The following is a 14707-nucleotide window of genomic DNA, read 5'->3' as shown; positions in this document are numbered from 1 at the left end:
GGAGTATCACTATGTCCGATATCGAACAACGCGTTAAGAAAATCGTCGCCGAGCAACTGGGCGTCGCTGAAGTAGACATCAAAATCGAATCGTCTTTTGTTGACGATCTTGGTGCCGATTCACTCGATACCGTTGAGTTGGTCATGGCATTGGAAGATGAGTTCGAAATGGAAATTCCAGACGAACAAGCAGAAAAAATCACCACAGTGCAGCAGGCAATTGACTACGCCAAGGCACACGTCAAAGCCTGAGTTGATTAAGTCTAGGAGAACTGATTGAGCCGCTCACGCCAACGTCGCGTCGTCGTAACCGGCCTCGGCTGTATTTCACCTGTGGGAAACACGGTTTCCCAGGCGTGGAATGCAGTTCTTGAAGGCCAGTCCGGTATCGCAACGATTACCAAGTTTGATGCAACGCCTTTTACTACCCGTTTTGCCGGTGAAGTCAAAAACTTTAACGTCGAAGAATACATGCCTGCCAAAGAAGCACGCCACATGGATACGTTCATCCATTTCGGCATGGCGGCTGGCATCCAGGCCATGCAGGATAGTGGTCTGGTTGTTACGGAGAAAAATGCTGACCGCATCGGCGTGATAGTCGGGTCTGGTATCGGCGGTCTGCCGCTGATCGAAGAAACCCACGCCGAACTGACTGCAAGAGGACCGCGGCGTATCAGCCCGTTCTTCGTCCCGGCGTCCATCATCAATATGATTTCCGGTCACCTGTCGATCAAGTATGGATTAAGAGGGCCGAATCTCGCTATTGTGACTGCGTGCTCTACTGGCTTGCATTGCATCGGTTCAGCCGGGCGTATGATTGAATACGGCGATGCCGACGTCATGATTGCAGGCGGTTCCGAAGCAACGATTTCACCGCTGGGCCTGGGTGGGTTTGCGTCGGCGCGTGCTCTTTCATCTCGCAATGACGACCCTGCGTCAGCATCGCGTCCATGGGATCGGGACCGCGATGGTTTTGTCCTCGGTGAAGGTGCCGGCGTGATGGTGCTCGAAGAGTACGAGCATGCCAAGGCGCGTGGTGCAAAGATTTACGCGGAATTGCTGGGCTTTGGCATGAGTGCCGATGCGCACCACATGACTGCGCCTCTGGAAGATGGCGAAGGCGCTCGCCGTTGCATGGTGTCAGCGTTGTCGAACGCCGGGATCAACGGCTCCGATGTCGACTACATCAATGCACATGGAACCTCGACACCACTTGGCGATGTTGCCGAGACAGTGGCCATCAAGCGTACCTTGGGTGACCACGCCAAAAAGATTGTCGTGAATTCGACGAAGTCGATGACGGGACATCTGTTGGGTGGTGCAGGCGGTCTGGAGTCGGTGTTCACCGTGCTGGCCGTGCACAATCAGAAGTCGCCGCCCACGATCAATCTTCAGAATCAGGATCCAAATTGCGATCTCGATTACTGCGCAAATGTTGGCCGGGATATGGTCATCGACTACGCAGTAAAAAACTCTTTTGGTTTTGGTGGTACGAACGGTACCTTGGTCTTTGGCAAGATCTGATGCCAACGCATCGCCCCTGACGTATCGGGGGCGATGCTCACTATTGACTTCTCCTTTTTGACATGTCCATCGCAGTATCTGCAGTGGTTGTCCCTTCCCGAATCTTCAAGCTCCTGTGTGGCGTGATGTCGATCATGACCGCGGGCATCGCCTTGTCTTTTTTCCATGCGGTTAATCCTGACGAGGTCCTCCTGATCAAATTCTGCCTGTCAGCAGTCGCCTTGATCGGTGCAGTCGCCATTTTTCTTCCGATATTCGCAAAGGAAAACGTTTCCATCGATATTTCGGGTGTCGGGCAAATCAGGGTTCGCCAATGTGGCGTTCGTACGGCGTCAGTGCAAGAAGACGCGCCTGCCGGACCTGACGATGCCGTGATGACATTGCTTCCCGGAACAGCTATTTTTTCTTGCTTGTTGCTCCTTCGTTTTACGAATGACACGCGCGGCGTCAAAACACTGCTGATTTTTCCTGATAGTGTTTCGGCCGAGTGCTTCCGTCGGTTGTCTGTCGCCTGCCGCTGGATAGCAGCGGAAAATCTGCGCTTGATCGATAAAATTTAATGATGGAAATTCTTTAACGAATGAACTTAGTTCATTTCAACCAGTCAACTGTTCGGGGCGCGTGCACGTTGCAAAAATGTAAGGGAACGGGGATTGACGACAGAACGCGATATTGATCAACTACTTGTCGAGCGTGTCCAGCGTGGCGACAAAAAAGCGTTCGAGCTGCTGGTGATCAAGTACCAACGCAAGTTGATGCGGCTAGTGTCGCGGCTCGTGCGCGACCAGGCCGAGGCCGAGGACGTCGTGCAGGAAGCGTTTATCAAGGCATACCGGGCCATCCCGCAATTCCGTGGTGACTCGGCTTTTTACACCTGGCTTTACCGGATCGGGATCAACACCGCGAAGAACTTTTTGGTCACTCAAGGTCGGCGTGCACCGACGTCAACCGATGCCGATGCGGAAGAAGCAGAAACTTTTGAAGATGCAGACCACCTAAGAGATATCAACACCCCGGAATCAATGCTGGCAACAAAGCAGATTGCAGAAACGGTCAACGTGGCGATGGGGGCTCTTCCGGAAGAGTTGAGAACAGCCATCACGTTGCGCGAGATCGAAGGATTGAGCTACGACGAGATCGCCGAAGCAATGGGATGTCCGATTGGGACTGTGCGCAGCCGGATTTTCAGGGCGCGCGAGGCGATTGCCGAGCGATTGCGTCCGCTGTTGGGGACGGCGACTGATCGACGCTGGTGACGTGCTGGAGATGCGTGAGTAATGCGCTGGTGATGTAATAATGGACCGTTCATCGGATCTGTTGTGTGTAGTTTAGCGAGGTGGGTATGGAATCGAATGAGATGATGCGCGAAGAGATTTCCGCGTTTGCAGATGGTGAGCTGACACAGCCGCGTATCGATGAAGTCGCCAGTCGATTGCGGCAACCGGCGGAGCGCGCCCGCTGGGATGCCTATCATCAGATCGGAGATATTCTGCGATCCGATGAAATGGCGATCAGCCTGAGCGAAGGTTTCAGTGCGCGCATGTCGGCGCGGCTTGAGCTTGAACCATCTTTCCTCTTGCCTCAGGTGGGTATGCAGTCCGACGTCACGCGATTGCCACGCAAACGCTCCGCGCTGGTCTCGGCTGTATTCGGTGCCGGAAGGCGTCGTCGATTCATCGTTCCCGGAATTGCTGCCGCCGCCGCTGTAGCGTACCTGGGCATTCCACAGTTAATGGTGGCCAGCTATTCATCGCGTGACAAACCTGCTATCCAACTGGCGTTGCAATCGGTTGGCAAAGGCAGTGACGCATCTGTTGCAGGCGCCGCTGGTGCTGGCGAATCCGCGTCCGGGGCAGTAGTCGTGCTGCGCGATTCGCAAATCGATGAGTATGTATTGGCGCATCAACGTTTTTCGTCTTCTCTTTATAGCGGCGCGCAGTACGCTCGTCCGGCAACATTTGCAACCGATACGGGTAAATGAACTTCATGCGGCAAACATTAGTCTTGCTCAAGTTTGTCGTCGTCACATCGAGTTTGATCGCATATTCCGCTTTTGCCGAGGGCGTCGATTTTCAGGATGAAAGTCGCGAGGCACAAAGCTGGTTGCGAAAAATACAGATCGCGGCTCAAAAAATTAATTATTCCGGTACCTTTGTCTATCAACAAGCCAATCAAGTTCGAACTTCCCGCATTACCCATATTCATGACGGTAAAAACGAAATCGAAAAGCTTGAAATCCTCGACGGGAAACCACGCGAATATATTCGAACGAATGACGAGATCGTTTGCTATGTCCCGGAAGCGCGGACACTACTCATCGACAAAAAAGGTCCAGAGGATGTGTTTCCCGCGATGCTGGCGTCGAATAACACCGATATCACGGCTTACTACACAGTTCGGCGCGGTGAAACGGCGCGTGTTGCGGGGTATGAATCTCAATCTTTGTTACTCGAGCCCAAAGACAATTTGCGGTACGGTTACAAGCTTTGGGCAGAAAAAACGAGTGGGCTCTTGCTCCGCGCCCAGACCCTCAACGAAAAAAGAGACGTCGTCGAGCAAATTGCATTTACTCAGGTCGAGATCGGCAATATCAGTCGCAATCGCGTCAAGCCCAGTTTTTCAAATACCGCCGGATGGCACATTGAAAACAGCGTGATGACGCCGATTACTGCGCCAGGCTGGGAAGTAAAAAATATTCCGGTCGGTTTCAGGAAGGTTCGTGAAATGAAGCGTCTCGTGTCGGATGTCTCTTCTCAAGGGGCGCCGGCGGGTGCGGTCAGCCCCGCGGCAATCTCCCAAAGAGAGTTCACGCAGCTGGTGTTTTCAGACGGTCTGGCGGCCATCTCCGTGTTTATCGAGCCCGGATCACGCAGCCGCACCGAGGGTTCGATGCGGCAGGGGGCGATGAATATTACCGGTAAGCGACAAGGTGATTTTTGGCTTACCATTGTCGGCGAAGTACCTGATGCGGCGATAAAGCAGGTAGCCAATTCCATCGAATTCAAATCTAAATAACGACTCCATGAAAACAAGAAAATTTATTCTGAATAAAGTTTTATCGTTAGTGCTGGGAATCTTTGCCGTTACCATCGTCCCGTCGATGACTGGATTATTGCCGTCAGCAGTCGCTGCTTCGGTAGCAGGGCTTCCCGACTTCACGGAGATGGTTGAAAAAACTGGCCCCGCTGTTGTGAATATCCGTACCACCGAAAAAGCAAAAATGGCGCAGGGCGCTCCAGGTATCGGTGCAGATGACGAAGAAATGCAAGAATTTTTCAAGCGTTTTTTTGGCGTTCCCGTGCCAAGGCAGCAGCAGCCCGAGCGTCCTTCGCGACCAAAACGCCCGGGCGCACCGCAAGCCGATGAGGAAATCGCACGTGGTGTAGGCTCAGGCTTCATTATTTCGGCGGATGGCTATGTCTTGACCAACGCCCATGTCGTTGACGGCGCCGACGAGGTGTACGTGATGCTGACCGACAAGCGCGAGTTCAAAGCCAAGATTGTTGGGGCCGACAAGCGTACCGATGTGGCACTCGTCAAAATCGAAGGCAGCAACCTGCCGCGGCTGACTATGGGCGACTCCAGCAAAGTCAAAGCGGGTGAGTGGGTCATCGCGATCGGTTCACCGTTTGGCCTCGATAACACCGTCACTGCCGGTATCATTTCAGCAAAAGCCCGTGACACAGGCGACTACCTGCCACTGATCCAAACCGACGTGGCCGTCAATCCCGGCAACTCTGGCGGCCCGCTCATCAACATGCGCGGAGAAGTCATTGGCATCAACTCCCAGATTTACAGCCGTTCTGGCGGCTACATGGGCATCTCGTTTGCCGTGCCGATTGATGAGGCGATCCGGGTTTCAGACCAATTGAAAGCAACTGGCAAAGTAACGCGCGGTCGCATCGGCGTACAGATCGGCGAACTGACCAAGGATGTGGCCGAGTCGCTGGGTCTTGCCAAAGCACAGGGTGCCTTGGTTCAGAAAGTTGAAACCGGTGGTCCAGCCGAAAAAGCAGGCGTCGAAGCCGGTGACATCATCCTGAAATTCAATAATGTAGCCATCGATCGGTCGAGCGATTTGCCCAGGCTGGTGGGTAATACCAAGCCGGGCACTCGTTCCACGATCACGGTTTGGCGCAAGGGTGCCAATCGCGATCTGACGGTGACGGTTGCTGAAATGGAGCAAGAAAAAACCGCCAAACGCGAGGAGAAGAAACCGAAGGCCGAGCAGGCAGCAAACGCTCTTGGTCTGGTTGCCAGCGACCTCAGCGACGCCCAAAAGAAGGAGCTGAAAATTGATGGCGGTGTAGCAGTTGAACTGGCGGAAGGTGCCGCCGCACGTGCAGGATTGCGCGCCGGGGACATCGTCCTGCGGTTGAATAACACCGACATCAAGGACGCAAAACAATTCGCCGCCCTGGTCGCCAAGCTCGACAGTAAAAAAATGGCGGTCATTCTGGTCCGTCGGGGTGACGCATCCCAATTCGTGCCGATCCGGCCGAACGGCCAGTAGCACTCGCTGCATCGAAAAGCTGCCACCTCCTTGATGGCAGCTTTTTTCTTGTCAATGCAGGTTGTTCCAGCAGGTGTCGCTTGATTCACTTCACTTTGTATTCCCGTAGTTATTGTCATCTGTGCGATGACATGCTTGCAGCACTAAAGGCGCAACTCTCTGGTCGGGTAGCTGATATTCGTGTTGTTGACGTGGATGCTGATCCGGCCCTGATTGCTCTTTATGATGAGCTGGTTCCGGTATTGATGGCACGCGGCAGGGACACGTCAGACCAGGAGCTTTGCCATTATTTTCTGGATGCACAACGCGTGGAACAGTTCCTGCAGGACGAAGCCAGTTCCGTTCGATCAGGCTGATCGCACTTTCTCCGCCCGGACGTTGGCCTTCGGGATAGCCGCTTGCAGCGCTGCTGACGCTCTCATTCGGTACTGGTCTTGATATGACGGGCTTTCCACTCTGGAATCCGGTAAAATGCGGACCTGAACAACCCTCTTGAAACAAGGCGCTCGCCTGAGGAATCCATCCTCGTCCGGAGCGCCTTTTTTGTAATCGCGCTTTCGTCAATGAACAACATCCGTAATTTCTCTATCATCGCCCATATCGACCACGGCAAGTCCACGCTTGCGGATCGCATCATCCAGTTGTGCGGCGGGCTTTCCGACCGTGAAATGGAAGCGCAGGTCCTCGATTCGATGGACATCGAACGTGAGCGCGGCATTACGATCAAAGCGCAGACAGCCGCGCTATCGTACAAATCGCGCGATGGAAAAGTCTACAACCTGAATCTGATCGATACGCCCGGCCATGTCGACTTCAGCTATGAAGTGAGTCGCTCGCTGTCGGCTTGTGAGGGTGCGCTGCTAGTTGTTGATGCGTCGCAAGGAGTGGAAGCGCAAACCGTTGCCAACTGCTACACAGCGCTCGATCTGGGTGTCGAAGTGGTCCCGGTTCTGAACAAGATCGATTTGCCGTCCGCTGATCCGGCCAATGCCATTGCTGAAATCGAGGAGGTCATCGGGATCGATGCGTCGGATGCGGTGCATTGCTCCGCCAAAACTGGCCTCGGTGTTCAGGATGTACTGGAATCACTGATTCTGAAGGTGCCGCCGCCAAAAGGAGATCCGACCGCGCCATTGCAGGCATTGCTGGTCGATTCCTGGTTCGATAATTATGTGGGCGTCGTGATGTTGGTGCGTGTCGTCAATGGCACGCTGCGCGCCAAGGAAAAAATTCTGCTGATGGCGAACGGGTCACAGCATTTGACGGAAAGCGTTGGGGTATTCACGCCAAAATCGGTGACGCGCGAGACCATTTCTGCTGGTCAGGTCGGCTTTATCATCGCTGGTATCAAGGAGCTTAAAGCTGCCAAGGTCGGTGACACCATCACCCTGGCCAGTCGACCTGCTGCTGAGGCGCTGCCTGGTTTCAAGGAAGTCCAGCCGCAAGTGTTTGCTGGCCTGTTTCCGGTGGAAGCCAACCAGTACGATGCACTGCGCGACTCGCTTGAGAAACTGAAGCTCAACGACGCGGCGCTGCAATACGAACCTGAAGTGTCACAGGCGCTGGGTTTCGGTTTCCGCTGCGGCTTCCTGGGTTTGCTGCACATGGAAATCGTTCAGGAGCGTCTCGAACGCGAGTTCGACATGGACCTGATCACGACCGCACCGACCGTGATCTACGAAGTGGTGTTGCGGGATGGCGCCATCCTGATGGTGGATAATCCGTCGAAAATGCCGGATCCCTCCAAAATCGAAGAAATTCGCGAGCCGATCGTGACGGTGAATCTGTACATGCCGCAGGAGTATGTCGGCGCCGTCATCACGCTCTGTACTGCCAAACGCGGCATGCAGATCGACATGAACTACCACGGCAAACAGGTCAAGCTGACCTACGAAATGCCGATGGCAGAAATCGTGCTCGACTTCTTTGACAAGCTGAAGTCGACATCGCGTGGCTATGCATCGATGGATTACGAATTCAAGGAATACAGGTCGGCTGATGTGGTCAAGGTGGACATGCTGATCAACAGCGAGAAAGTCGATGCGCTGGCCATCATTGTTCACCGCAGTAATAGCCAGTATCGGGGCCGGGCGGTAGCGGCCAAGATGCGCGAACTGATTCCGCGACAAATGTTTGATGTCGCAATTCAGGCGGCGATCGGAGCCAATATCATTTCGCGTGAAAACGTCAAGGCGCTGCGCAAGAACGTGCTTGCAAAATGTTATGGCGGCGACATCAGCCGCAAACGCAAACTGCTTGAAAAGCAGAAGGCCGGCAAGAAGCGGATGAAACAGGTCGGCTCCGTCGAAATTCCGCAAGAAGCATTTTTGGCAATTCTACAAGTGGACGATAAATGAACCTCCAGGTAATTTTTGGCAATTTCTCACTAATACTGTTTGTACTAACCATTATTTCCGGTGTCATCTGGTTTCTCGATGTGTTGTATCTGGCCAAGCAGCGGCGCGCACGCGCCAATGTCGCGCTGGCAGAATTTGATGCCCGCAACCTGAAATTGCAGTCGGAAGGGATTAAGCTGGAAACCTCGGGCCGTCATGCTCTTGAGGCCGATTTGTTACGGCAGCCAACATGGATCGAGTATTCGGGCAGTTTTTTTCCAGTCATCGCCCTGGTGTTCTGTCTGCGCTCTTTTTTGTACGAGCCATTCAAGATTCCATCGCCATCGATGGTGCCGACCTTGCTGGTTGGTGACTTGATACTGGTAAATAAATTTACTTATGGCATACGTCTTCCGCTGATCAACAAGAAAATTATCGAGATCAACGATCCCAAACGTGGCGATGTCATGGTGTTCAAATATCCCAAAGACATGTCATTGGACTATATCAAACGCGTGGTCGGTATCCCTGGCGATAAAATCGTTTACCGAAACAAACGTCTGTCGATTAACGGGCAACCGGCGGTCTACGCACCATTGCCGGATTATCTGGACGAGGAACGGTTGACCTATTCAAAGCAATATCTTGAGTCATTCGACGGTCCTGAACACAAGATATTGAACAACCCGCTGGCCCCAAACGAATTGAGCAACATCGATGCCTACCCGATGCGCGATGCGTGCAATTACAACTCCGAGGGGTTCATGTGCACGGTACCTGCTGGACATTACTTCATGATGGGGGATAATCGGGACAACAGCGCCGACAGCCGTTATTGGGGCTTTGTGCCGGACAAGAACATCGTAGGAAAAGCGTTTTATGTGTGGATGAATCTGGGTAATCTAAAGCGTATCGGCGGTTTTCAATAAATCTGGTGGATCGACTGACGCAAGCGGTCGCGCTGCCAGTGACCACAGGGAGCAGGTTAATGCGTTCTAGTTCATTGCATCGGCAGCAAGGAATCACACTGGTTGGTTTGATTTTTGTGCTTGGTTTGGTGGGCATGGTAGGCGTACTCGCCTTGCAAATAGTCCCGACTGCGATCGAGTTCATGTCGATAAAAAAAGCAATTTTTGCAGCCAAGGCCGGAGGCAATACGCCTGCTGAAATCAAAGCATCGTTCGACCGACAAGCAACGACTGGCTATATCGATTCTGTCTCCAGCAAGGATCTTGTGCTCGTCAAGGATGGCGATACCTTTGAAGTCAGTGTCGCGTATCAAAAAAAGATTCCGCTGGTTGGACCTGCAACCTTGTTGCTTGATTATGCTGCCACGACCGCAAAGGGCGGGGTAGCCAAGACGCCGGCTTTGTAGGCCGCAACAGTACCGATGTACCGACTGAAATGGATTGTATGCTTCTGGAAGATCGACTCGCTTACAGGTTTGAAGACGCTGCGTTATTGCAGCAAGCGCTGACGCACCGAAGCCACAGCATCACGCATAACGAACGTCTGGAGTTTCTGGGCGACTCCATCCTCAACTGTGTTGTGGCATCGCTCCTGTATGAGCGATACAGCAAAATCGACGAGGGTGATTTGTCGCGCTTACGCGCCAATCTGGTGAAGCAGCAGTCCCTGTATGAAATTGCCCAGCGGCTGGAGTTGTCGCAGTTCCTTCGTCTCGGTGAGGGTGAGTTGAAGTCCGGCGGTTTTCGTCGCCCGTCCATACTTGCGGATACGCTTGAGGCACTGTTCGGCGCCATTTATCTCGACGCAGGATTCAATGCTGCGCGCGATGTGATCCGCTCGCTGTATATCCCGATACTCGATTCCGTTGATCCGAAAACGCTGGGTAAGGATGCCAAGACCTTGTTACAGGAATATCTGCAAGGCAAAAAAATTGCGCTGCCGCAGTACAACGTCGTCGCTACGCATGGTGCTGCACACAATCAGGAATTTGAAATCGAATGCCTGGTGCCGAAACTCGATATCCAAGTGTTTGGTACCGGCGGCAGTCGCCGGGCAGGCGAGCAGGCGGCTGCCAAGTGTGCGCTCGACGCGGTGCAGGCTGCTGCCGCAAAGGGTCCCGCTGCCGGACGGAAAAGCAAGCCGCGCGCCTCGCAACTCAAATTGTCAGGTATCGCGACGGCCCAGCAGGACGCACCGGTGGACGACGCGTCCGACCAATATCACGATTTGCTGTCATCGCTACACGAAGGCAAGGCAGACACCATGAAAGGTGCTGCAAAAGAACGCAAAGCGGGTGTGCCAGTGCCACCTGCTGTGCCGCACTCGCAGGCATCGCCTGAAGTCATTCCATCCATCACTGATACCAACACGAAAACCGCATGACTGAATCTGCATCACCTGAGAATTTCCGCTGTGGCTACATCGCCATTGTCGGCCGGCCCAACGTAGGCAAGTCCACGTTGATGAATGCGCTGATCGGCGCGAAAGTCAGCATTACCTCGCGCAAGGCGCAGACCACCCGTCACCGGATTACCGGTATCCAGACCATCGATGACACACAGTTCATCTATGTCGATACGCCCGGTTTCCAGACCAAGCACGCCAATGCACTCAACAAGACGCTGAACAAGACCGTCGCCAATACGCTGACATCGGCCGACGTGATCCTGTTCCTGATCGAAGCCGGTACCTTCGGGCCGGCAGACCAGCAGGTGCTTGACCTGATCCCCGAGTCGGTTCCCTGCATTCTGGTCATCAACAAGGCGGATCGGGTGAAGGACAAGGCCGTGCTGTTGCCGTTCGCCCAGCAAATCGCCGCCAAGCACAACTTTGCGGCAGTCGTGCCGGTGTCGGCAACGCTGCGCTTCCAGCTCGACGGCCTGCAAAAAGAGACGCGTCGCTTCCTGCCGGAAAATCCGCCAGAGTTCGGACCGGATGACATTACCGACCGCAGCGAAAAATTCCTTGCCGCCGAAATCATCCGGGAAAAGGTCTTCCGCTTCGTCGGTGACGAGCTGCCGTACACCAGCACGGTCCTGATCGAAAAGTTCGAACAGGAAGGTGATCTGCGGCGTGTATTTGCCGCGATCCTGGTCGAACGTTCGACCCACAAATCGATGCTGATCGGCCAGAAGGGTGCACGTCTCAAAGAGATTTCGACCCAGTCCCGCCTAGACATGGCACGCCTGTTCGGTGGCCCGGTATATCTTGAAATCTGGGTCAAGGTCAAATCCGGATGGGCAGACAATGAAGCCGGCCTGCGGGCTTACGGTTACGAATAAGTCGACGCGGTAATGTCCGTGGCAGAGCAGCCTATCGATCCGGCCGGATCGCCGAAAGCGCCACCCGTATCGGGCACCGATACCGCGACTCCGGCGAAGGCGCCCGCACGGCCTCGCCGAGCGGCATCGACCGACAAGGTAGTGCAACGCATCTCTGGTCAGCCTGGCTTTGTCCTGCACAGTTATCCGCACAAGGAAACCAGTCTGATCATCGACGTCTTCACGCGTGATCATGGCAGGATTGCTTTGGTGGCGAAGGGGGCGAAGCGGCCCCATTCGACATTGCGCGGGGTGCTGCAAACTTTCCAGCCGCTCTCGCTGAGCTGGAGCGGCAAATCCGAAGTGCGTACGCTGATTGGTGCCGAATGGGTAGGTGGCTTGCTGCCGCTGGAAAAATCGGCGCTGCTCTGCGGGTTTTATCTCAATGAGCTGCTGGTCAAGCTGCTCGCGCGCGATGATCCGCATCCGGGTCTGTTCGACCATTACGTCGCTGCGCTGAATCAGCTGGCCCATGACGAATCCGCGCCGATTGTCTTGCGCAAGTTCGAACGCAGTCTGATGAAAGAAACGGGCGTCGCGGCCGACCTGGCTCAGTGTTTCAGTACAGGTCGAGGCGTCGAAGCCGGACGCAGTTACGTGGTGGATCCCGAGCGCGGTCCGCGACTGGCTGTACCGTCCGACACCTGGCCGCGTGTATCGGGCCAGACCTTGCTCGACATGGAGCGGGAAGACTATTCAGGTCTCACCACGCAAAGCCAGAGCAAATTCCTGATGCGTTTCCTGCTGGCCCATCAGCTGGGTGGTGTGCCACTGAACACCCGGCAGATACTGATCGACCTGACACAGCTTTGACAAGGACCTCCCGCCGATGAGCTATTTGAATCCGCATTCCGTTGCCGCTGACCTGTGTGTCGACATCACGCCATTGCTGCGATTGGCTGCAGCCCGGCCCGACCGTCCGGGCCCTGACTTCGCGCTGGCCGCCAGTCAGGCCCAGGCGGCGGGTGCCGATGCAATCGGCCTGTCGTTGTGCGGTCCGGATGGAGAAAGTTTCGCTGCGCTGTTACCGATGTTGATGACAGGGCTGCAATTGCCGCTGGCGTTGACGATACCTGCAACCGCCGCGATGGTCGAACTGGTTGCTGGCCTGCAGCCGCAACGTATCTGTCTGGTTCCCGCGTACTCTCTCAATCCCACGCTGCAGATCGATGCGATCAAGGCTGTAGTCGATCAGCTTCAGGCGACGCCAATGTCAGTCAGCATTGCGCTCGCCATCGCTGCGACGCCAGAGCAGCTGCAGGCTGCCTTCGAGGCAGGTGTGGACGCAATTGAATTGGACGCAACGCATTACGCCGCAGCGGGCAAGACAGATCAGGTCGGGCTCGAGCTTGACCATATCGCCACCTGTGCCGCTGCTGCTGTACGGCTAGGGTTGCGGGTGCAGGTGGCCCATGGTCTCGATGCATCCAATCTTGGCGCGCTCGCTGCGCTGGCAGATATCGCCCAAGTCCAGAGCGGCCTGGCACTGTTGTCGCGTGCCATATTCGTCGGCTGGCAACGGGCGGTGGGAGAGCTCAAAGCAGCGCTGTCGCAGGCTCGTTCGGGTCGTACCGGAGTCTCACGATGATCTTCGGCATCGGCACCGACATCATCCGGATAGACCGTATTGCGGCTGCCCTGAAGCGGCATGGCCCGCGCTTTGCCGAGAAAATCCTTGGCATCGACGAGCTGGCAAAATACCATCAGCGCGCGGCGCGGGCGGACGTGCGTGGATTGCGGTTTCTGGCCACCCGGTTCGCTGCGAAAGAAGCCTTTTCAAAAGCGATTGGTCTTGGCCTGCACATGCCCATGACATGGCGCGCCATGCAAACGGTCAATGACCCAAGTGGCAAACCTGTCGTGGTCACCAGCGGTGTGCTGGCCGAGTTCATGGCACAGCGGGGTTTGACCGCGCAAATATCAATTACCGACGAAGCCGACTATGCCGTCGCGTTCGCCATTGTGGAGAAAAAATGAATCAACTAGCAGGCAGTAACAAGATGGTGGTTCCGGCCGGTCCGGTCATGCTGGATGTGGTGGGCACGGTGCTGACTGCCGAGGATATCGGGCGCATTCGCCATCCGTTGACCGGTGGTGTCATCCTGTTCGCACGCAATTACGAGGACCGCACCCAGCTGGTCGCGTTGACGGAGGCGATTCATGCGGCCCGTCCGGGCGTGCTGATCGCAGTCGATCACGAAGGTGGGCGGGTCCAGCGTTTTCGTAGCGATGGCTTCACGGCGCTGCCAGCGATGCGTCGTCTCGGCGAACTATGGGCCAGTGATCAGCAGGCGGCGCAGCGTGCTGCCACTGCGGTAGGTTTTATCCTGGCGGCAGAATTGCGCGCTTGCGGTGTCGACCTGTCGTTCACGCCGGTACTCGATCTGGATCATGGTGAATCCGGCGTGATCGGTGACCGTGCTTTTCATCGCGATGCAGAAGTCGTTACGCAACTGGCAAAGAGCCTGAACCACGGTCTGCTGCTGGCTGGCATGGCCAATTGCGGCAAACATTTTCCGGGTCACGGCTTCGTGCAGGCCGATTCGCATGTCGCCATTCCGGTCGATGAGCGCACGCTGGAAGCCATCCTGGCCGAGGACGCTGCGCCCTATGACTGGCTCGGACTCAGCCTGTCCGGGGTGATGCCAGCGCATGTGATCTATCCGCAGGTCGATCCTGCACCTGCCGGATTTTCAAAAAAATGGCTGTCGATACTGCGTCACGACATGGGTTTCGAGGGCGTAATTTTCAGTGACGACCTGAGTATGGAAGGCGCCAGTGTCGCCGGTGACGTCGTCGCCGGTGCGACCGCTGCGCTGGATGCGGGTTGCGATATGGTCCTGATTTGCAACCGGCCGGACATGGCCGATCAATTATTGGCTGATCTGAATCCGTCACTGGCGAGCGCGGCAAGTGCCGCGCGCATTGCGTCGTTGATGCCGACCGCAGCGGTAATTCGCTGGGACGCGCTGCAAGCCGACACGCGCTATCAGTCCGCGCTGCGCACCGTACAGGTACTGACCACCCCATGACCAGTCGCCGTCG

At 55.4% G+C, this 14707-nt stretch carries 17 protein-coding genes; all 17 read left to right on the top strand.

The window, feature by feature from the left end:
• Positions 1-11: 11 nt before the first annotated feature.
• The 17 genes from acpP to nagZ all read left to right on the top strand — a co-directional run bounded on the left by acpP (position 12) and on the right by nagZ (position 14694).
• A complete protein-coding gene (gene acpP / locus ABD720_RS07055) occupies positions 12-251 on the top strand; it encodes an acyl carrier protein (RefSeq protein ID WP_344762556.1) in 240 nt (79 codons plus the stop codon).
• A 24-nt stretch (positions 252-275) separates the two neighbouring features.
• Complete coding sequence (gene fabF, locus ABD720_RS07050; RefSeq protein ID WP_344762555.1) at positions 276-1523, top strand: beta-ketoacyl-ACP synthase II; 1248 nt, start codon at positions 276-278, stop codon at positions 1521-1523.
• A gap of 62 nt (positions 1524-1585) precedes the next feature.
• Positions 1586-2083: a YgfX family protein gene (locus tag ABD720_RS07045; RefSeq protein ID WP_344762554.1), complete on the top strand. Its 498-nt coding sequence runs from the start codon at positions 1586-1588 to the stop codon at positions 2081-2083.
• A gap of 93 nt (positions 2084-2176) precedes the next feature.
• The gene (rpoE, locus tag ABD720_RS07040) at positions 2177-2779 is read left to right on the top strand and encodes an RNA polymerase sigma factor RpoE (RefSeq protein WP_344762553.1); all 603 of its coding nucleotides are present in this window, start codon (positions 2177-2179) and stop codon (positions 2777-2779) included.
• A 101-nt stretch (positions 2780-2880) separates the two neighbouring features.
• The gene (locus ABD720_RS07035; protein ID WP_344762552.1) at positions 2881-3504 is read left to right on the top strand and encodes a sigma-E factor negative regulatory protein; all 624 of its coding nucleotides are present in this window, start codon (positions 2881-2883) and stop codon (positions 3502-3504) included.
• A 5-nt stretch (positions 3505-3509) separates the two neighbouring features.
• Positions 3510-4538 (top strand): MucB/RseB C-terminal domain-containing protein, encoded by a 1029-nt coding sequence (locus ABD720_RS07030; RefSeq protein WP_344762704.1) that lies wholly within the window; start codon positions 3510-3512, stop codon positions 4536-4538.
• Between the two features lie 85 nt (positions 4539-4623).
• A complete protein-coding gene (locus ABD720_RS07025; protein ID WP_344762551.1) occupies positions 4624-6036 on the top strand; it encodes a DegQ family serine endoprotease in 1413 nt (470 codons plus the stop codon).
• 83 nt (positions 6037-6119) lie between these two features.
• Positions 6120-6392 carry a glutaredoxin family protein gene (locus ABD720_RS07020; protein ID WP_425547938.1) on the top strand — a complete coding sequence of 91 codons (273 nt, stop codon included), beginning with the start codon at positions 6120-6122 and terminating at the stop codon, positions 6390-6392.
• A 207-nt stretch (positions 6393-6599) separates the two neighbouring features.
• Positions 6600-8393: a translation elongation factor 4 gene (gene lepA / locus ABD720_RS07015; RefSeq protein ID WP_344762549.1), complete on the top strand. Its 1794-nt coding sequence runs from the start codon at positions 6600-6602 to the stop codon at positions 8391-8393.
• Positions 8390-9301, top strand: a complete 912-nt coding sequence (lepB, locus tag ABD720_RS07010; protein ID WP_344762548.1) for a signal peptidase I — start codon at positions 8390-8392, stop codon at positions 9299-9301. Before lepA ends, lepB begins: the two co-directional genes overlap by 4 nt.
• Positions 9302-9360: 59 nt before the next feature.
• The gene (locus ABD720_RS07005; protein WP_344762547.1) at positions 9361-9747 is read left to right on the top strand and encodes a DUF4845 domain-containing protein; all 387 of its coding nucleotides are present in this window, start codon (positions 9361-9363) and stop codon (positions 9745-9747) included.
• A 29-nt stretch (positions 9748-9776) separates the two neighbouring features.
• On the top strand, positions 9777-10724 hold the full coding sequence (gene rnc, locus ABD720_RS07000) for a ribonuclease III (RefSeq protein WP_344762546.1): 948 nt from the start codon (positions 9777-9779) through the stop codon (positions 10722-10724).
• Complete coding sequence (era, locus tag ABD720_RS06995; protein WP_344762545.1) at positions 10721-11623, top strand: GTPase Era; 903 nt, start codon at positions 10721-10723, stop codon at positions 11621-11623. The genes rnc and era overlap by 4 nt, the downstream gene beginning before the upstream one ends.
• A 12-nt stretch (positions 11624-11635) precedes the next feature.
• Positions 11636-12475 (top strand): DNA repair protein RecO, encoded by an 840-nt coding sequence (gene recO / locus ABD720_RS06990; protein ID WP_425547931.1) that lies wholly within the window; start codon positions 11636-11638, stop codon positions 12473-12475.
• A 16-nt stretch (positions 12476-12491) separates the two neighbouring features.
• Positions 12492-13250 (top strand): pyridoxine 5'-phosphate synthase, encoded by a 759-nt coding sequence (locus ABD720_RS06985; protein WP_344762543.1) that lies wholly within the window; start codon positions 12492-12494, stop codon positions 13248-13250.
• A complete protein-coding gene (acpS, locus tag ABD720_RS06980; protein WP_344762542.1) occupies positions 13247-13639 on the top strand; it encodes a holo-ACP synthase in 393 nt (130 codons plus the stop codon). Before ABD720_RS06985 ends, acpS begins: the two co-directional genes overlap by 4 nt.
• A complete protein-coding gene (gene nagZ / locus ABD720_RS06975; protein ID WP_344762541.1) occupies positions 13636-14694 on the top strand; it encodes a beta-N-acetylhexosaminidase in 1059 nt (352 codons plus the stop codon). The genes acpS and nagZ overlap by 4 nt, the downstream gene beginning before the upstream one ends.
• The last annotated feature ends 13 nt before the right edge of the window (positions 14695-14707 follow it).

The sequence above is a fragment of the Actimicrobium antarcticum genome, assembly GCF_039536745.1.
GTDB lineage: Bacteria > Pseudomonadota > Gammaproteobacteria > Burkholderiales > Burkholderiaceae_D > Actimicrobium > Actimicrobium antarcticum.
Note: the sequence above shows the minus strand (reverse complement) of the source record. Positions and strands in the feature narration are given on the sequence as shown.